This window comes from Grimontia sp. NTOU-MAR1, from assembly GCF_035758505.1.
Classification (GTDB): Bacteria; Pseudomonadota; Gammaproteobacteria; order Enterobacterales; family Vibrionaceae; genus Enterovibrio; species Enterovibrio marinus.
The window spans coordinates 503346-522956 of the sequence record NZ_CP142108.1 but is presented as its reverse complement, the minus strand read 5'-3'; the positions used below and the strand labels follow the sequence as shown (position 1 = coordinate 522956).

At 46.5% G+C, this 19611-nt stretch carries 12 protein-coding genes; 10 read left to right on the top strand and 2 right to left on the bottom strand.

Annotated elements, in window-relative coordinates:
* Window positions 1-30: 30 nt before the first annotated feature.
* On the bottom strand, window positions 31-1191 hold the full coding sequence (gene pncB, locus VP504_RS02370) for a nicotinate phosphoribosyltransferase (RefSeq protein WP_325892768.1): 1161 nt from the start codon (window positions 1189-1191) through the stop codon (window positions 31-33).
* Between the two features lie 397 nt (window positions 1192-1588).
* On the opposite strand from pncB, the gene pepN reads away from it, so the two are divergent.
* The 10 genes from pepN to rmf all read left to right on the top strand — a co-directional run bounded on the left by pepN (window position 1589) and on the right by rmf (window position 18837).
* A complete protein-coding gene (pepN, locus tag VP504_RS02365; RefSeq protein WP_325892767.1) occupies window positions 1589-4198 on the top strand; it encodes an aminopeptidase N in 2610 nt (869 codons plus the stop codon).
* 67 nt (window positions 4199-4265) lie between these two features.
* Window positions 4266-4493, top strand: a complete 228-nt coding sequence (locus VP504_RS02360) for a DUF2835 domain-containing protein (RefSeq protein ID WP_251875040.1) — start codon at window positions 4266-4268, stop codon at window positions 4491-4493.
* A gap of 155 nt (window positions 4494-4648) precedes the next feature.
* Entirely contained in the window at window positions 4649-9466 is a 4818-nt protein-coding gene (locus VP504_RS02355; RefSeq protein WP_325892766.1) for an NAD-glutamate dehydrogenase, read from the top strand.
* A 57-nt stretch (window positions 9467-9523) separates the two neighbouring features.
* Window positions 9524-10534, top strand: a complete 1011-nt coding sequence (pyrD, locus tag VP504_RS02350) for a quinone-dependent dihydroorotate dehydrogenase (RefSeq protein ID WP_325892765.1) — start codon at window positions 9524-9526, stop codon at window positions 10532-10534.
* Window positions 10535-10675: 141 nt separating this feature from the next.
* On the top strand, window positions 10676-11224 hold the full coding sequence (locus VP504_RS02345) for a cell division protein ZapC (RefSeq protein ID WP_325892764.1): 549 nt from the start codon (window positions 10676-10678) through the stop codon (window positions 11222-11224).
* 1131 nt (window positions 11225-12355) lie between these two features.
* Window positions 12356-14488, top strand: coding sequence for a bifunctional 23S rRNA (guanine(2069)-N(7))-methyltransferase RlmK/23S rRNA (guanine(2445)-N(2))-methyltransferase RlmL (gene rlmKL, locus VP504_RS02340; RefSeq protein ID WP_325892763.1), 2133 nt, complete (start codon window positions 12356-12358; stop codon window positions 14486-14488).
* Complete coding sequence (locus tag VP504_RS02335) at window positions 14488-14742, top strand: glutaredoxin family protein (protein WP_325892762.1); 255 nt, start codon at window positions 14488-14490, stop codon at window positions 14740-14742. The genes rlmKL and VP504_RS02335 overlap by 1 nt, the downstream gene beginning before the upstream one ends.
* Window positions 14729-16648 (top strand): ATP-binding cassette ATPase Uup, encoded by a 1920-nt coding sequence (gene uup, locus VP504_RS02330; RefSeq protein ID WP_325892761.1) that lies wholly within the window; start codon window positions 14729-14731, stop codon window positions 16646-16648. Before VP504_RS02335 ends, uup begins: the two co-directional genes overlap by 14 nt.
* The gene (locus VP504_RS02325; protein ID WP_325892760.1) at window positions 16648-18501 is read left to right on the top strand and encodes a DUF3466 family protein; all 1854 of its coding nucleotides are present in this window, start codon (window positions 16648-16650) and stop codon (window positions 18499-18501) included. The genes uup and VP504_RS02325 overlap by 1 nt, the downstream gene beginning before the upstream one ends.
* Window positions 18502-18666: 165 nt before the next feature.
* The gene (rmf, locus tag VP504_RS02320) at window positions 18667-18837 is read left to right on the top strand and encodes a ribosome modulation factor (protein WP_082111327.1); all 171 of its coding nucleotides are present in this window, start codon (window positions 18667-18669) and stop codon (window positions 18835-18837) included.
* Window positions 18838-19054: 217 nt separating this feature from the next.
* Here the strand turns inward: rmf and fabA are convergent, their stop codons facing one another.
* Window positions 19055-19573 carry a bifunctional 3-hydroxydecanoyl-ACP dehydratase/trans-2-decenoyl-ACP isomerase gene (fabA, locus tag VP504_RS02315; RefSeq protein WP_002537089.1) on the bottom strand — a complete coding sequence of 173 codons (519 nt, stop codon included), beginning with the start codon at window positions 19571-19573 and terminating at the stop codon, window positions 19055-19057.
* Window positions 19574-19611: the final 38 nt, after the last annotated feature.

Here is a 19611-nt window from a genome sequence, read left to right as displayed (position 1 = left end):
AGTGCGCCCTTTGTTTTTTGTATGTTCGATTCAAATATTGAATGCTTTTCTCAGTGCATCGAGATAAGAATTATCGCGGCAGATAGATTTGCCAGGCTCATCGGAAATTTTCGCGACAGGCTTACCGTTGCAAGTCACTAGCTTGATGACGATGTTAAGCGTTTCAACATTCGGTAAATGGCATGTCAATTGTGTACCGATACCGAAGGAGGTGTTGATACGGCCAGTAAAGTGAGCGTGCATCCCCAAGGCTTTTTCTAACGTCAGTCCGTCAGAGAAAATGAGCGTTTTCTCCATTGGGTTGATATTAAGACTCTCATAATGCCGAATCGCTTTTTCGCCCCATTGAATAGGGTCGCCACTGTCATGGCGTAAGCCAGCAAACTTCTGGCTGAAATGTAGGTTAAAGTCATTCAGGAACGCATCCATGTTGATGCAATCGGTAAGGGCAATGCCTAAACGATCCGGATATTCCTGTAACCAGCGATTTAGTGCAAGCTGTTGAGAATCAGCCAGCTCACCTGTTAATTGTTGATGCGCCTGGAACCATTCGTGTGCTTGAGTTCCGACGGCTGGAATACCGTGTGTTTTTGCTAGAAACAGGTTTGATGTTCCAGAGAAATAAGGGCAGTGCAGAGTGAGGTGTTCAACAATCGCATGATGAACTGCTTTTGAAAAACGGCGCCGGGTACCGAAATCGACAAAGTGAAAATCTTCATTCACATTGTCCAGTGCCTTTAGCTTTTCTTTTAAAAGTTCAACGGCTTCAGATTTGTTAGCGTTTGGGTACTTTATGTGACAACGTAACTCGCAGATTATCGCGAGTAGTGGTACTTCCCATAAGATCACATCCAACCATGAACCATCAATACGAATCGCCAGTTGGTCGTCTAAAATAGTAACGGTGACTTGGTTCGCTTTTAATGAAAACGAACCAAGGAATTCGAGATAGTCTACTTGGTAATGCCCAAGGCTAGAGAGATAAGTGATTTCATCTTCGGTAAATTTCAAATCTGCGAGAGCATGAATTTCAAACTCTAAACGTTCTCTGAGCGCAGCAAGGCTTTCATCGCTTCTGCAATGAAACTCGGCAGAAACCTCCACATCTGGATAGTGGTGGAAAATCGCTTGCTGCATATTCAGTTTGTAGGCATCCGTGTCTAATAATGACGAAATGATTGGCTTAAGCATGCCTGGTAAATAACCTCTAATGAACGTTTAACCTCAAAATCTACGTCGCTGTAAATCGAGCCCAAGGGAGCAAATTTAACGTCAAATGTAGCTATTTAGTCAACCTGAATAGGGTATTTCAGCCATTATTGTGCATGAAGTCGTCGGTTTCGTGTTGATGCGTTCAATTAAGAAGGCCTTACTATATCCAAGGGTTTAACCGACCCATAATAGTCATTGAGTTTGTAGAGTAGGATCTATATCTACTAAATGAATAAATGAGAGCGAGTTTGATTCGTTTTTAACCCATCGCCGTGTAGCAAAGGAGCTATCAAGCGAGTATCTTAGACGATTGTCCCATTTCTATAACAGGCGAGACTGTTTGCCTGTCTACGTTATGCAATAAAAGGAATCTGACATGACGCAACAACCTCAGGCCAAATACCGCAAAGATTATAAGGCTCCTGAATACACGATAACCCACATCGACTTGGATTTTGATTTACACGAATCACAGACTCGCGTTGTCGCGAAAAGTCAAGTTTCGCAACAGGTTGCCGGTGCGGATTCTATGATGCTGGATGGAGAAGGGTTGTCCTTAAAGCGCGTCGAAGTGAATGGCGAGGCTTGGACTCAGTATGAAGAAAGTAAAGACGGATTGTTGCTTTCTAACCTGCCAGCAGAATTTGAGCTGTTGATTGAAACTGACATAGACCCTTTATCAAATACTTCTTTGGAAGGGTTGTACCTTTCAGATGGTGCTTACTGTACTCAGTGTGAAGCAGAAGGCTTCCGTCGAATTACCTACTATTTAGATCGTCCTGACGTTCTGGCGAAATTCACCACAAAAATTACCGCTGATAAATCAGCATTCCCTTTTCTACTGAGCAATGGTAACAAAGTCGGTTCAGGTGAAGCTGGAGGTGACCGTCACTGGGTGAAGTGGGAAGATCCGTACGCGAAACCGAGCTATCTTTTCGCTTTGGTCGCAGGCGATTTCGATTTACTGGAAGATACCTTTACCACCCGTAGTGGACGCAATGTCGCGTTGGAAATTTTTGTCGACAAAGGCAATTTAGAACGCGCTACCCACGCAATGACCTCTTTGAAAAACTCTATGAAGTGGGATGAAGATCGTTTTGACCTTGAATACGACCTTGATATCTACATGATCGTCGCTGTCGATTTCTTCAATATGGGGGCGATGGAGAATAAAGGCCTTAACGTCTTTAATTCCAAATACGTGCTAGCAAATTCTGATACAGCTACTGACACTGACTATCTCGGCATTGAAGCGGTTATCGGTCACGAGTATTTCCACAACTGGACGGGTAACCGTGTAACGTGTCGCGATTGGTTCCAACTGAGCTTAAAAGAAGGGCTGACCGTTTTCCGTGACCAGGAGTTTTCTTCCGACCTAGGTTCTAGAGCAGTAAACCGCATCAGCAATGTGCGTGTGATGCGTGGGCCGCAGTTTGCCGAAGATTGCAGCCCCATGGCGCACCCGATCCGTCCTGAAAAAGTGATCGAAATGAATAATTTCTACACCCTGACCGTTTATGAAAAGGGAAGTGAAGTAATTCGTATGATGCACACCTTGCTAGGTGAAGTGAACTTCCAGAAGGGTATGAAGCTCTACTTTGAGCGCCACGATGGAACGGCTGCTACCTGCGAAGATTTCGTGAAAGCTATGGAAGATGCGTCCGGCATTGACCTCGGCCAATTCCGTTTGTGGTATAGCCAATCTGGCACGCCGGTGTTGAATGTGACTAGTGACTACAACCAAGCAAGCCAGACTTTTGCATTGACAGTGAAGCAACACACTCCGCCAACAGCAGATCAAAAAGAGAAGCAGCCATTGCTGATTCCATTTGATGTTGAACTGTACGACACAAAAGGTAGCGTGATTGAGTTACAACGTAACGGTAAAAATGTGCATCATGTTCTGCACGTAACTGAAGCAGAACAAACCTTCATGTTTGATAACGTCACTGAGAGCCCTGTGGTTTCCATGCTGCGCGAATTCTCTGCACCAGTGAAACTCAACTACAACTACTCTGATGACGAGCTGACTTTCTTGATGGTTCATGCCCGTAATGAGTTTGCGCGTTGGGATGCTGGTCAAATGTTGTTGGCGAAACATATCAAAGCAAACGTCGCACGTGTCCAACAGGGCGAGGGCGTGGAACTGCCAAATGAAGTTGTTGATGCATTCCGTGGCGTGCTGCTCAACAAAGACTTGGATGTAGCGCTGGTTGCAGAAGTGCTTACACTGCCGAGTGAAAATGAAATAGGCGGTTGGTTCGATGTGGTCGACGTTGATGCTATAAATAAAGTGCGTGGCGAAATAAAACATCGTCTCGCTGCAGAGCTTGCTGATGAGTTCAGTGCGATTTACCACACGTTAAAACAAGACACATACACTATCGACCATGCAGCAATGGGAAAGCGTTCATTGCGAAATGTTTGTTTAAGCTATCTTGCTTCTAATGAGCAAGGTGAAGCTTTAGTGACAGCGCATTACGAAGAATCTAATAACATGACCGACACAGCGGCAGCATTGGCGGCAGCAAACCATGCTGAACTGTCAAACCGCGATGTCCTGATGCAGTCTTTCAGTGATAAGTGGCAACATGATGGCCTGGTTATGGATAAGTGGTTTGTACTGCAAGGTTGTAATCCTGCGGCGAACGCACTCGAAAATCTCAAGGCGCAAATGAGTCACCCAGCATTTAGCTTGAAGAACCCGAACCGCACACGCTCGCTGGTCGGATCTTTCTGTAATGCGAATCCTGTGCATTTCCACGCGAAAGATGGATCTGGATATGCTTTTTTGACGGAAATATTGCTTAAATTGAACGAATCTAACCCACAAGTAGCATCTCGGTTAATAGACCCATTACTGAAATTTAAGCGTTTCGATAAAGATCGTCAGGAATTAATGCGTGCTCAATTGGATCGTTTGGCAGCGCTGGATAATCTCGCGAAGGATCTTTATGAGAAAATCAACAAAGCACTGGAGGCTTAAACCGTACGCTTGCTAATTAATATCGATTAGGTAATTTAAAAGCCGTCTAAGAGGAGACGGTTTTTTTATGAACTCAAATGTCTATTTATTTTCTGTGGATATTGCTTACCACATTTTCCAACAGCATTATAGCGGTGCAGCGTCAACCGTAGTTGTCAGAACCGACAATGGTTTAACCCTGCAACTGCCTGCATCACGCCTCCGTCCGTATTTGAGTCAACTGGGTGTAAAAGGGCGATTTCGGTTAACAGTTGATGAACATAATCGGTTTAAATCGCTCGAACAAATTGGTTAAACCGTACGGCAATCACATAACTAAAAACTCGAATCTAATTAACGAAAATTGATGTAACGAAATTATAAATGACGCCTTAAACTACTCCATGAGTCGCAAAGACTAATTAACCTCTATACTCATAGCGATCACATAAAAAATATATGGAGTAAACCATGACCGCGCGTGACCCTATTGTGCCGGTGTTACTTGAGAAGGTTTATCATCTTATTGCTGAAAAACTGGACAAGACACAACAACCGCTTGTAGAAACTTTGGCAAAAAGGATTTTGGGTCCCATCTCAGATGATGATTTGCAGGAACGGAATGAATCCGACCTCTACGGCGCTGTTATCAGCCTGTGGCATCATTTGAACGCTTTCGAACAAGATAAAATCTTCGTTAAAGTCTTTAACCCTACATTGAGTGGGGACGGATGGCAGTCTACTCATACTATTGTAGAAATTCTCACTCCAGATGCTCCGTTTTTAGTCGATTCCGTCCGAATGACACTCAACCGCTTGGACATAGCATCGCACTTAATGCTCAACGGGCCTTTGTCTGTGGAGAAAGACGCAAAGGGCAGTGTTAAGACCATCGGTGATGAAAAAGGTGTAAGGCAGACAGTCTTTCACTTTGAAATCGACCGAATGCGTTCAAAGAGGGAAATGTCAGCACTCGAAAAAGAACTGACCGAAACCCTCACGGACGTTGCGTTGATTGTTAATGATTGGCAACCAATGCAACAAAAGATCAAATCAGTGATTGCTTCACTGAAGAAAGACAAACCGCCAGTCAGCAAAGACCTTCAGCAAGAAGCGGTAGACTTCCTGGAGTGGATAGCTACTCACAACTTCACCTTTATGGCTTATAAATATTATGAACTCAATGCTATTGAAGGTGACCACGAGCTCAAAGCTTCGTCCCAAGAAGGCCTTGGTCTAGCGAAGAAACTGGATCCTAAACGACAGGGCTTGAAGTTGTCGGAAATGCCGGAGTCGGCGCGTGCAACCGCGCTTCGTAAAGACTTGCTAGTCATAAACAAAGGCAGCAGCAAATCGCGCGTTCACCGTCCTGCCTATATGGATTACATCGGTATTAAGTGCTTTGACAAGAAAGGCAATGTGATTGGTGAGCATCGCTTCCATGGACTCTATGCGTCTTCCGCATATAACCAGTCAACTACCAATATCCCTGTTTTGAAGAACAAGGTTAGAAGGATCCTAGAGATCAGTGGTTACTATGAGGGATCACACTCGTGGAAAGCGCTGGCTAATATCATCGAGAACTTCCCACGTGATGAGCTGTTCCAGGCGAGCGAGTCTGAAATGCTCGATATCGGTATGGGTATTGTACAAGTTCAAGACCGTGACATGCTTAGGATCTTCGTGCGCCGTGATCCATTTGGGCGTTTCTTTTCCTGCATGGTTTACGCTTCTCGTGAACGCTATAACACTGAGTTCCGCCGCGCAACGCAACGTATTCTGGGCAACTACTTTGGTTCAGACCAAGACGTTGAGTTCAACACTTTCTTCTCTGAAAGTCCTTTGGCGAGGACCCATTACATTGTCCGTGTAGATAACAACAACTTTGACATTGATGTGAAGAAATTAGAGCAGAACCTGACTGAAGCAGCATCAACCTGGGATGATCGTCTTCAAGAAGCAGTGATTACCACCTTTGGTGAAAACCTTGGTACGCCGGTGGCGAAGCGCTATCTCGGTGCGTTCCCACGTTCATACAAAGAAGCGATGTTACCGGGTTCGGCTGTCGCTGACATTGAACGCCTTGAAGGCCTGAGCGAAGAGAAGAGATTAGATATGCTCTTCTATCGTCCTCAGGAAGAACCTCAGGACTCACGTTCTGTTCGTCTGAAACTGTTCCAGAAAGATGAAGCGATTCACTTGTCAGATGTGATGCCAATGCTCGAAAACCTCGGTCTTCGTGTGATTGGTGAAGCGCCGTATAAAGTAGAAACCACGTCGGGCGATGTATACTGGATCCTCGACTTCTCAATGTTACACAGCGCAGACAAAGGCTTTGTTTTATCGGAAGCGCGTGATCGTTTCCAAGATGCTTTTGCAGGTATTTGGCACGGTAAACTTGAAAACGATGGCTTCAACCGTTTGGTGCTGAATGCCGGTCTGAGTGGACGTGAAGTGACGATCCTTCGCTCTTACGCGCGATATATGCGTCAGGTTGCCTTCCCATTCAGTCAATCATACATTGAAGAAACGTTGGCATCCCATGCGGATTTGGCGCAACTACTGGTAGAATTGTTCAGCAACCGCTTCAATCCGAAGAAGAGCAGCGACAAAGAACAAAAGCAGGTCATCGGTAAGATCGAAGAAGAGCTCGAGCAGGTTGAAAGCTTGGATGATGACCGTATCATCCGACGCTATATGGAGATGATCTTAGCGACGCTTCGTACGAACTTCTATCAGAAAGACAAAGAAACTGGCGAGTGCAAAGACTATTTGTCTCTGAAATTGCAGCCTTCGAATATTCCGGATATTCCAAAGCCGGTGCCTTTCTTCGAGATATTTGTTTACTCCCCAGACATTGAAGGTGTGCACCTTCGTGGCGGTAAAGTGGCGCGTGGTGGTTTGCGTTGGTCTGACCGTCAGGAAGATTTCCGTACTGAAGTGTTAGGCTTGGTGAAAGCGCAACAGGTTAAGAACACTGTTATTGTGCCAGTCGGTGCGAAAGGTGGCTTTGTCTGTAAGAAACAACATTCACTAAGCGGACGCGATGAGATATTCGCTGAAGGTCAGCGTTGCTACCGTATCTTCATCCGCGGCCTTTTGGATATCACTGACAACATTGTTGAAGGTGACCTGACACCGCCTATAAACGTGGTTCGTCATGATGAGGATGACCCATATCTGGTTGTTGCAGCAGATAAAGGTACGGCGACGTTCTCAGATCTCGCGAACTCGGTCTCGGAAGAATATAACTTCTGGTTAGGCGACGCGTTCGCATCGGGTGGTTCAAATGGCTACGACCATAAAGCCATGGGTATCACGGCGAAAGGTGGTTGGGAGTCGGTGAAACGTCACTTCCGCGAAATAGGTATCGATTGTCAGGAAACTGACTTCACATGTGTGGCTGTGGGTGACATGGCGGGTGACGTATTCGGTAACGGTATGTTGCTTTCTAAACATATCCGACTGCTTGCTGCGTTCAACCATCTTCATATCTTTATTGATCCAAATCCAGATTCAGCGAAATCCTGGGTGGAACGCGATCGTTTGTTCAAACTGCCTCGCTCAAGCTGGGAAGATTACAATCCGAAGTTGATCTCGAAGGGCGGTGGTGTGTACTCGCGTAAAGCGAAATCCATTGAACTAACGCCTGAAATCCAGAAGATGCTAGGTGTGCGCAAGCAGACCATGACGCCTAACGAGTTGATCAAACAGATCCTAAAAACAAATGTGGATCTTTTCTGGAATGGCGGTATCGGCACTTATACCAAGTCGGAATCAGAAACACATACCGATGTGGGTGATCGCGCAAATGACGCAGTGCGTGTTAACGGCAATGAACTGGGCGCGCGCATCGTTGGTGAAGGTGGTAACTTGGGTATGACGCAACTAGGTCGTATCGAATATGCCATGAACGGCGGCCGTGTGAACACCGACTTTATTGATAACGTCGGAGGTGTAGACTGCTCGGATAACGAAGTTAACATCAAGATTTTGCTCAATGGGCTGGTAGCGGCAGGGGATCTGACCTTCAAGCAGCGTAATCAAGTACTTGAACGCATGGAAGATGAAGTGTCCGACATTGTGCTCGATGACGCTTATTGCCAGAGTGAGTCTATTTCTGTCACATCCGAGCAGCAGGCATCTCTACTTAAAGAGCAGATTCGGTTTATCCATTACCTGGAAAAAGAAGGTAAGTTGGATCGCGGTTTGGAATACCTGCCAGATGATGAAACATTGGCTGAGCGTCAGCTGCGTGGAGTCGGGCTAACCCGTCCAGAGATTGCTGTACTGGTGGCTTACGGCAAGATGGTACTGAAAGAACAGTTGGTGATTGAACAAATCACAGAAGATCCGCATTTCGGTAAATTGTTGCCTGCATATTTTCCACAAGAGTTACAGCGTAACTATCGTGATGCGATGGAAACACACCCTCTGCGTGGTGAAATTATTGCGACGAGCCTGGCCAACCAAATGTCGAACGACATGGGCTTTAACTTCGTGACCCGCATGCAGGATGAAACCGGCGCAAGCGTTGGAGATATTGCTGCGGCTTACGCGATAGCCCGTGAAGTATTTGATTTTGGCCAGACGTTTGAAGATGTTCGGTCTCTGGATAACAAACTGACAGCTCAGGTTCAGTATGCAGTGATGTATCGCTGTAGACGAATGATGCGCCGCGCAACACGTTGGATTCTTCGTAACCCAATGAAAGGGATGGGCCTTGAAGAACAGGTTGCGTTCTACAAACCTGCGGTTAAGAATCTGGCTGATAACCTTGATAAATACTTGGTTCCAACTGAACTTAAAGAGCATGAAGAACAGGCGGAAGAGTACCTCATTCAAGGCGTGCCGAAAGACATCGCGGATAAAGTCGCTCGTTTGACAAGCTTCTACGCAGGTTTGGATCTTGCTCAGGTTTCTGACCAAATGAAGAAACCGTTCGACGTGGTTGCCCGCCTTTACTTTGTGTTGGGTGATACTCTGTCGCTTCACTGGTTCCTCAAACAAATCACTAACCAACCAGTGGAAAACCATTGGCAGGCACTGGCCCGTGCTTCATTCCGAGAAGATCTAGACTGGCAACAACGTATGTTGACTGCTCACATTCTGGAAGGCATGAAGAAAGATGATAGTGCAGAGCTTGGTTTAGAATCTTGGATGGTCGAGCATGCGGTGAGCTTAGGACGTTGGGAAAGTATCGTTGCCGAGTTTAAAGTCGGTTCTGCCCACGAATTCGCGAAATTCTCCGTTGCATTGCGGGAACTTACGCTTTTAAATTTGAATTAAGTCGATAAAGCGTTAATAATACAGCCCCGTTTACTCGGGGCTTTTTTTGGAGGTTACATGATGTACCGCCTCGCCAGATCGGCAATTTTTCAGTTAGATCCAGAACATGCTCATGATCTGGCAATGAAGAACTTATCACGTTTCACCGGCACTCCTCTCGACGTTTTTTATCGTCAGCATCTTCCTCCTCGTCCTGTTCAAGTCATGGGACTGCATTTTAAAAACCCAGTTGGCCTTGCGGCAGGTCTTGATAAAAACGGTGAGTGCATTGATGCATTTGGGGCTATGGGTTTTGGCTTCGTAGAAGTGGGAACGGTGACACCGCGCCCACAGGATGGAAACGAAAAACCGCGTTTGTTCCGTGTTCTTCCAGCAGAGGGTATTGTTAATCGCATGGGATTTAACAACCATGGTGTTGATGCGCTGGTGGAGAATGTTAAGAAGGCCAAGTACGAAGGTATCATTGGCATCAACATTGGTAAGAACAAAGACACGCCACTAGAAAATGGTAAAGATGATTACCTGATTTGTATGGACAAAGTTTATGACCATGCAGGATACATCGCAGTAAACATTTCTTCGCCAAACACGCCAGGACTTCGTTCGTTGCAATACGGTGAAGCGTTGGATGATCTGCTTTCTTCTCTGAAAGAGCGTCAGAACAAACTCGCTGAAGAGAAGGGCAAGTATGTACCTCTCGCGCTGAAGATTGCTCCGGATATGAGTGAAGAAGAATTAGTTCAAGTAGCTGACTCTCTAGTTCGTCATGGTATTGATGGTGTAATTGCAACTAACACGACACTTGACCGCTCTTTGGTAGAAGGCATGCCTCATGCACACGAAGCGGGTGGTTTGAGTGGCCGACCTGTTCAGAATAAGAGTACTGAAGTGATTCGTCGTCTTCATCAGGAACTGAATGGCAAACTGCCAATCATTGGTGTCGGTGGTGTTGACTCCGTCATGGCGGCGAAAGAAAAAATGATGGCAGGAGCCGAACTTGTTCAGGTTTACTCTGGTTTCATTTACCACGGACCGCGTCTGGTAAAAGATATAGTTCGAAATATTTAAGCCGAAAAATTAAGTAAATAGAGAGAGGAGGGGAATTTGTTTCCCCTTTTTTTTTATCTCCTGCCGATTACACTTCCCAGAAAGCACCTCTAATTTCAATGGTCATGGACCGAATCTCAAGTTGTCGCAGGAGCGAAAACGATGTTGAAGCCAAATAACGCGTGGAAGTGGTACTTCGATTCCGAAGCTCAAACGCTGATGCTGGATTTGGGTCGGGAGATCGTGTTTCGTGTAGCTATTGAGAAAAAGTACCTCATCCCCGATGCGTTTGTTGATACCCCATTTTCAGTCGACGACGCATCACTCTTTCAAGCTTACTCTGATGCAGTAAGTGTTCTACCTATAACTGGCCCTAGAAAGGCCGAACTTGTTTTGAACGCAGTGGCAGCAAAACGCTTCCATAAACCGCTTCTACCTAAAAGCTGGTTTTTTCAGGCTCAGGAAGGGGATCTCTCTCCAGAACTAGGCTCCATTATTGAACTGAAAACCGAATACGGCAGCGAAGCTTTCTTGGTGATTGAGAACGCAGGCTGTGCATCTTTGTGCATGCATGCCAGCGAAACACCGCTTACGCTGAACGACACTAAAAATATGCGGTTTTGCGAAGCTATAAAAGTAATGAATGACCGGTTATCGACATACCAACAGCAATACGATAACGGCAGTGGTCATTATGCGTTAGTGGGCTGATAGACCGGCTTCTATCAGCCCCATTTCTTTCTATTCACATCTGATACTCTCTCCAAGCTTATCTTTCTGTCTACCCATCAACATGAATATACATGACGCCAGTCAACTCTCTCAAAGAGAGGGCTTTATGACGCCTACTTATCTATGCCACTCACCACTCCTCGCGAAATTCACCTGGAATTGAACGTATTGATGACCTCTGGAGTGTTATAGGTATACCTATGCTTTCAATACCAGCTGTTTGCGTACTTCTTCTCCGAAAGCGGAATGACTGAATACCTCCTATCGTGACATTTCACTCTGTCTAATACTGGAAAAAAGAACGAAACGAAATTGTAATGATTTGCTGAAATAGGTATCAATAGCACTACATTTTGTGGTTCATTCCGTCCTTAACAAAGGTCTTGTTAAGGTCAACTGATCTCTAAAAAGGGCAAGGTTATTCTCAAAATCACTGACAAAATTTCTGACAGTTTAGAAAGGACGCACCTCTGTAAATGAAAATTAAGACATATCTTCAATAGATATTTATTGTGGTTTGTGTCACACAAATAGATTCCATCAGCTCTCTTTTTATCCTCTCTTATCACACCAATAACACCAAATTTAGTTCAAATATATAAACGATAAGGGTGCAGTTTCCCCCTTTATTGCCTGATTTTCAGTTTAAATTGGCCTTTGGTATATACCAGATTGGCGGGGTGGGTGGCGTTTCCTATTGGGAAATGATGTTCAATGAAATGAAACTTATATACCTTTAAATTTAAAGCTCTTTGGATAAGTGTGTGCTTACTTTATTATGATAACTGAGTGATAATTTGGTGGAAGCGATGCTAGATGAGGTATTTGTTTGGTGGTATTTGCAGTGTTTCCATGAGGAAACGTAATTTAGTGTTGCGGATAAAGGGATAAAAGTGGGAGTTGGATTGCTGCTAAGAGAAAGGTGCTTCTTCTGCAAAGCGCTTTTGGAGCCACTCAATGACTTGTGGCGCTCAGTGAATTTCTCCAGCCTCAGTGCAAAAACAATAGCGTTCGATATCAAGGAAAATAGTGAGATAAATCACCCTTGATAGAGCCTTGGCGTCTGAATTCGTTTATAATCGCGCGCAACATTCCTCAGAATCCATATCCATGAATCAATATTTAGCAATTACCTCCCGCGGTTTAGAAAACTTGTTAGCAGAAGAACTACAAAAGATGGGTGCCAGCAGCGTGAAAGCTGTGAGTGCCGGTGTACGCTTCCGCGCGGATGAGAAAACTCTTTACACGTGCTGTTTATGGAGCCGCACGGCGTCACGTTTCATTCTTGTTCTGGGTGAATTCGCAGTGCGTGACGACATGGACCTGTATCTGGGCGCAACTGCTATTAACTGGCCACAATATTTCAGCGAGAGAAAACGTATCGCTGTTGATTTCAACGGTACAAATCGCGAAATCCGCAATAGCCAGTATGGTGCGCTAAAAGTGAAAGACGCGATTGTTGACCGCTTCGTCAAGGCGGACTTGGATCGCCCTAGCATCGATCGTGAGCAACCAGACCTGCGTATTCACATGCGTCTTTCTAAAGAGCAGGGCTTGCTGGGAATCGATATGGTGGGCTCTGGCTTGCACCAACGCGGCTATCGCACAGAATCTGGTGCTGCGCCGCTTCGTGAAACCAACGCTGCTGCCTTGGTTATGAAAAGTGGTTGGACATTTAATAAGCCTTTGCTGGACCCAATGTGTGGTTCCGGTACCTTGCTGATTGAAGCGGCAATGATGGCCGCAGAAGTGGCACCAGGCCTTAAACGCAAGCGTTGGGGCTTTGAAGCACTGAAATCATTCAATCGTGAAGAATGGATGGAAGTACACGCGGAAGTAACTTTCAAGTCAAAGAAAGGTCCTGCGAAGTGCGAAAGCAAGTTCTTCGGCTTCGATAATGACCGTCGCGTGCTGGAAACGGCTAAAGCAAACGCCCGCCGTGCTGGCGTAGCTGACCTGATTCAGTTTGAGTTAGGTGACGCAGCGGAACTGACGCGTCCAGAAGGCTTCGAAGAGGGCAACATCATTTGTAACCCTCCATACGGCGAGCGTCTGGGCACTACGCCGGGCCTTATCGCGTTATATACCCAGTTAGGCGTGCAGCTGAAGAGCCAATTTAAAGGCTCTATTGCATCAATTTATTCGGGCTCTGATGAACTGCTGAGTTGCCTTCGCATGCGCGCAGACAATACTTACAAGCTCCGTAATGGCGCGCTTGATTGTGTAATGAAGACTTATCACATTACCGCACGTGGTGAGGTGACAACGTCACAGGGTGAGCCAGCGCCGGTCGCAGATGTGGCGCCTGAATTCACTAACCGTCTTCGCAAAAACATTAAGAAGCTGGATAAATGGGCGAAACAACAAGGTATTGAATGTTACCGTCTATACGATTCAGACCTGCCTGAGTACAACGCGGCGATTGACCGTTACAGCGATAACATTGTTATTCAGGAATATGCGCCGCCTAAAACCGTCCCAGAAGAAAAGGCACGTCGTCGTCTGCTGGACATGGTTCGCGCAACCATCGCTGTAACTGGCGTGAATGCCAATAACGTGGTTCTGAAAACCCGAGAGAAGCAGAAGGGTACCAACCAGTACGAGAAGTTAGGTGAAGCCAAGCGCTTTATGAAGGTTCACGAGTACGGTGTGACGCTGGAAGTGAATCTCTATGATTATCTCGATACGGGTCTGTTCCTGGATCACCGCTATACACGCAAGATGCTGGGTGAAAAAGCAAAAGGTAAAGATTTCCTTAACCTTTTTGCTTATACCGGTACTGCGACGGTTCATGCAGCGGTAGGCGGTGCTAAATCGACAACCACGGTAGATATGTCGAAGACCTATCTTGCTTGGGCTGAGCGCAATATGAAGCTCAACGGCAAAGTAGGTCGCCAGCACATGTTTGAGCAAGCAGACTGCCTGAAGTGGCTGTCGTTGGCAAAAGGCCAATATGATCTGATTTTTATCGATCCGCCGACTTTCTCGAACTCTAAGCGCATGCTCGATACGTTTGATGTCCAACGTGATCACATCAAACTGATGACTGAGCTTAAGCGTCTGCTGCGTGGAGGCGGTGAAATCGTCTTCTCAAACAACAAGCGTAACTTCAAAATGGATGTTGACGAGTTAGCTGAGCTGGGCCTGCAAGCTCAGAACATCACAAACCGCTCTATCCCGATGGACTTTGAGCGTAACAAGCAGATTCATAACTGTTGGATTATCAAACACAAGGAAGGTTAATGGCCTTAATCCTCTACAGCACGGAAGGGTGTCATTTATGTGAAGAGGCATTGGCGCTATATCAGGCAGCGGATAAAACCGCTGCCTTGCGCGTTGTAGACATTGCATTTGATGATGCACTGTTTGATCGTTACGGTGTCACTATTCCGGTGATTTCTCTCCAAAATAATGACGGCTCAGTCAATGACGAACTGGGCTGGCCATTCGATTCTTCAGCTTTAAACACTTGGTTAGTAAAACATGGCATTGATTAATATCACTAACGCGCAACTGGCTTATGGTGATAACCCGTTGCTGGATCGCGCAGAGTTTGTTCTGCAGCAAGGCGAACGGGTTTGTTTGGTAGGCCGTAATGGCGCGGGTAAATCGACCTTAATGAAGGTGATTCATGGCACCGTTCAACTCGACGACGGCAGCATTAACCGCCAACAAGATCTGAAAGTGTCCCGCCTAGAGCAGGATCCTCCGCGTGACGCAGAGGGAAGTGTTGTTGATTATGTCGCTGAGGGATTGGCAGAAGTCGGAGCGCAGCTCAAAGAGTATCATGACCTTCTGGGCTTAATAGAACATGACCCAAGCGAGAAGAACATTAATCGCCTGGCACGCGTTCAGGAGCAACTTGAGCATTCAGGTGCATGGCGCTTCGAAAACCAACTGACTTCGGTACTGGGCGCATTGAAGTTGGATGGCACTAAAAAGCTGTCCGAGCTTTCTGGTGGCTGGCAGCGCAAAGCGGCACTGGCTCGCGCGCTGGTGAGTGATCCAGACGTTCTGCTGCTTGATGAGCCAACCAACCACCTGGACGTGGCGACCATCATCTGGCTGGAAACCTTCCTGAAAGATTTTAAAGGTGCCATCGTCTTCATCTCACACGACCGTGCATTTATTCGATCTATGGCAACCCGTATTGTCGATTTGGACCGTGGCCAACTGACTTCCTGGCCGGGCGACTACGAGAAGTACCTAGAAGGCAAAGAAGAGATGCTCCGCGTAGAGGCTGAGCAGAATGCTGAATTCGATAAGAAGCTGGCTCAGGAAGAAACCTGGATTCGTCAGGGCATCAAAGCACGTCGTACACGTAATGAAGGTCGTGTGCGCGCTCTGAAACAGCTTCGTCGAGAGCGTGCGGATCGCGTAGAAGTGCAGGGCAATGCAAACATTCAACTGGATGAAGCTGTGCGCTCGGGCAAGATTGTGTTTGAAGCGAGTGACATCGACTACCACTGGGATGGTAAAAAGATCATTGGTGATTTCAGTTTCAATGTGATGCGCGGAGATCGTATCGCGCTGATCGGCCCCAATGGCTGCGGCAAAAGTACGCTTTTGAAGCTGATGTTGGAAAAAATCGCCCCAGATTCAGGTAAGTTCCATGTGGGTACCAAGTTGGAAGTGGCTTACTTCGACCAGTACCGTGAAAAGTTGGATCCGGAAAAGACGGTCATCGACAACCTGGCAGAAGGCAAAATGGAACTAGAAGTAGGGGGCCGTAAGCGACATGTGCTCGGTTACCTACAAGACTTCCTGTTCCACCCTCGTCGTGCCCGTACGCCAGTAAAAGCACTGTCAGGCGGCGAGAAAAATAGGCTTCTGTTGGCACGAATCTTCCTAAAACCCTGCAATCTTTTGGTACTCGATGAACCAACCAACGATTTGGACATCGAAACGCTGGAACTTTTGGAAGAATTACTTGCCAATTATCAGGGTACGCTACTGTTGGTGAGCCATGATCGTCAGTTCGTCGACAATACCGTTACTCATAGCTGGATTTTTGAAGGCGATGGTGTCATTCGCAAATTTGTTGGTGGTTATCATGATGCGATGCAGCAGCGTGAAAACTACCTGAAGTCCATCGAGTCAGAAAAACCGAAAGCGAAAGAAACTCCAAAGGAAGAAGCGCCTAAAAAACAGGCAAATAACAATAAGCCAGGTAAAAAACTGTCTTACAAGTTACAAAGAGAGCTTGAAGCACTTCCACAGCTTATTGAAAACCTAGAGAATGAAATCGCGCAAATACAGGAATCGGTAAACGATCCTGCGTTCTTCCAGAAAAGCACGGAAGAAACCCAGCCTGTCCTGCAGCGTTTGAGCGAGGCAGAAGCTGAGTTGGAAACCGCCTTTGAACGATGGGAAGAACTCGAAGAGATGCAAAAGGAATCGTAATGCAGTTCAACAAATTCAAACTATCAGCTATCGCACTTGCGGTAGCTGGTATCCCTGCGGTGGCAAATGCTGCCTTGTATCAAGTTCAGTTAATGGACGCACCTTCAAGCAACTCATCTCAAGCAACAGCTATTTCTTCTGATTCATCGAAGGTTGCCGTTGAAGGTTTGAGTGGCCCGGTTGGCCTGAACTACTCAGAAGAACTGCCTTACATGGTAGATGTAGAGCATTTCATCAACAGTCAGGGCGATTTGTATCGCTACTGTCGTGACTATTTGGGATATAACACCTGTGGCGTCTGGGCGGACGAAAGATGGTACGGCGTTCAAGCGACTGGGGCTGTTTGTGATAGTGAAGACAGCGAGCAAAACTGTCTTGGCGGTTTAAAGAAAGAAATTGATGCTTGGATCAATGGCTTTACGAGCAACAGTGTCGCAGCGCTTGAGGGTAATCCAGTTGAGCCTTTTGATGCCGGTGTTTCAGGAACACAGCCGAGTGGCACTGTTCAACCGAATTCTTCAAATGTAGTCATTAACGCGATAAACGGTAATGACGCAATTGGTGCTTCAAGCAGCCCGTATTACAAAGTCGGTTCGAACTACGTTAGGGCGTTTCAGCGCAGAGGCTTCAATGGTGCAGATGAATTGTTACCGCCAAAAGGCTCTACCGATGTAATCAATACTATCGGCCAGACCAATGCAAAGGGATTTGTGGTTGCAGACCTTTCAGGTACCCCTACTACCATCGTGTTTGGTTCTGCGTCTATCGCTAACATGGCTGATCCAGAAAATGGAAACAAAGCGCCGGAAGATTCAGGGTTGAACAACTTAAATAGCTGTTCTTCAACAGTGAGTTGGACGGACCGCGCTTGTCAGTACTACCAGTTTACTAACCAAGCAGCGATTTGGGTCCCAAGTTACACTGATGAGCCACTGCGAGCTCGGATTATTGCTGACTTCCCTAGTGGCGTAACAGGAAATACTGACGATACCGCACAAGCTAGCGTTAATGCTGCCGCTTTGGTTGAAGGTGCAGCTGCACCAACAATGGTTGGTTTCAACACCTATAACGACAGTCGCTTTTACGCCCGTGCTGTAAAACTCTCGCCGGTTTCCGATTTTTCAACGTGCTTAACTGACCTGGAAAGCGATCCTACGAAACGTTGTTGGGATATGGCACTAATTCCGGGCATCAACATCCGTCAAAGCGGCGACATCATTTACCGCTATACAGAAGCAACCGACATCAACAATAACGGTATTGTTGTTGGTGTGGCGAAGAATGCAAGATTGAATAACGGTGCTTATGCAGAAACCGTCTTTATCAACAAGGGTAATTCGACCACGTTATTGGGGCCGTCACAAAGCCCATTGTTCTTTAATGGGTACAACGCGACTGCAGCAGCTATCAACGACAATGGCGAGTTGGTAGGTAAGGTTGATATTGAGAACTCACGTGACCGGTCCCGTCGCCAACGTGGTTACATCTATGCGCATGGCACTTTGAGCCCTGATTTTGATGGCAAGCGCGGCTGGCGTCTGGATGACTTGACTAACGATGGCAACCCAACAGGCAACAATAACCAGTTCCGCATTGCTGAAGCGTTTGATATTTCAGCAAATGGCGATATTGCAGCTTCTGCCTTCTACTGCGCTGGTGGCTATAGTTCTGTGGCGGCTAATGCTCTGTGTAGTGGCACAGAAGAGCTGGTGGCTGTGAAATTGGTTCGCCAGTCCGGGGACATTACTCCTCGCCCAGAAGATAAAAATGCCATCAAACGTAGCGGCGGTGGTATCGGTTTGATTGGCCTGTGTTTGTTAGCTCTGGGTGGAATTTTCCGCCGTAAAAAGTAATTTCACTTTCTGGCTCACCTTCACAAATTTATATTGGATGAGCCTTTCGATGCTTGATTATTTATTAACCATGCGTGAATCTTAATTAGTGAGGGTCATAAAAGATCAACTTGGATGAAACCTCACTGAAAAGATACAACCATCTTAGGATAAGAGGGCGAATATATGAAAAGACAGAAGCGAGATCGTTTAGAGCGAGCACAAGCAAAAGGCTATCAAGCTGGTGTAAACGGTCGATCCTCTGAGACATGTCCCTATCAAGCCATGGACGCGCGCAGCCAATGGCTAGGAGGTTGGCGCGAAGGTCGAGATACGAAAGTATCGATGCTGAAGTAACTTTTTAACCCACACCAAACTATACATGAGCCCCGGAAAACGGGGCTTTTGTTTATCGCTTAATGCACTATAACTAAATGGCATTGGTCCTACTTCTACATCGCTACTGAGAGATAGTGGCTAGCGTTTAGCTTGTTAGGGGACAGGAGAGGAGGTAAAACACCATTAACAAAAAACCGCCCGGAGGCGGTTTAGAATTTGGCGTGTCGATATCGACTTAAAAAGAAGAGGTGTCTTGGAACAAGCCTACTTTCAGGTCTTTCGCTACGTAGATTTCTTTGCCATCCACCAGCACACGGCCATCAGCCAGACCCATCACCAGTTTGCGGTTGATAACGCGCTTCATCTGGATCTCATAAGTTACTTTCTTTGCGGTAGGCAGAATCTGACCGGTAAATTTCACTTCACCCACACCCAGTGCACGACCTTTACCTTCACCACCGACCCATCCGAGGAAGAAGCCAACTAGCTGCCACATTGCGTCAAGGCCTAGGCAGCCAGGCATGACTGGGTCGCCAGGGAAGTGGCAATCGAAGAACCATAGGTCTGGAGTAATGTCTAGCTCGGCAATGATAAAGCCTTTGCCGTGATCACCACCTTCGTCCGTGATGTTAGAAATGCGATCCATCATCAGCATGTTAGGTGCTGGAAGTTGTGGACGACCTGGGCCGAAAAGCTCTCCTTGGCTAGAGGCTAGGAGGTCGTCTCTGTCATAAGAGTGGCGTTTCATTAGCATTAAACTGCTCCTGCAAAAAGATAGGAGCAGATTAGCGT

Excerpts from the sequence above, each read along its gene's own strand:
- rlmKL (WP_325892763.1), top strand. The coding sequence starts at position 12,356 with ATGAATCAATATTTAGCAATTACCTCCCGCGGTTTAGAAAACTTGTTA.
- VP504_RS02325 (WP_325892760.1), top strand. The coding sequence starts at position 16,648 with ATGCAGTTCAACAAATTCAAACTATCAGCTATCGCACTTGCGGTAGCT.
- rmf (WP_082111327.1), top strand. The coding sequence starts at position 18,667 with ATGAAAAGACAGAAGCGAGATCGTTTAGAGCGAGCACAAGCAAAAGGC.
- VP504_RS02355 (WP_325892766.1), top strand. The coding sequence starts at position 4,649 with ATGACCGCGCGTGACCCTATTGTGCCGGTGTTACTTGAGAAGGTTTAT.
- VP504_RS02345 (WP_325892764.1), top strand. The coding sequence starts at position 10,676 with ATGTTGAAGCCAAATAACGCGTGGAAGTGGTACTTCGATTCCGAAGCT.
- VP504_RS02335 (WP_325892762.1), top strand. The coding sequence starts at position 14,488 with ATGGCCTTAATCCTCTACAGCACGGAAGGGTGTCATTTATGTGAAGAG.
- fabA (WP_002537089.1), bottom strand. The coding sequence starts at position 19,573 with ATGCTAATGAAACGCCACTCTTATGACAGAGACGACCTCCTAGCCTCT.
- pepN (WP_325892767.1), top strand. The coding sequence starts at position 1,589 with ATGACGCAACAACCTCAGGCCAAATACCGCAAAGATTATAAGGCTCCT.
- uup (WP_325892761.1), top strand. The coding sequence starts at position 14,729 with ATGGCATTGATTAATATCACTAACGCGCAACTGGCTTATGGTGATAAC.
- VP504_RS02360 (WP_251875040.1), top strand. The coding sequence starts at position 4,266 with ATGAACTCAAATGTCTATTTATTTTCTGTGGATATTGCTTACCACATT.
- pyrD (WP_325892765.1), top strand. The coding sequence starts at position 9,524 with ATGATGTACCGCCTCGCCAGATCGGCAATTTTTCAGTTAGATCCAGAA.
- pncB (WP_325892768.1), bottom strand. The coding sequence starts at position 1,191 with ATGCTTAAGCCAATCATTTCGTCATTATTAGACACGGATGCCTACAAA.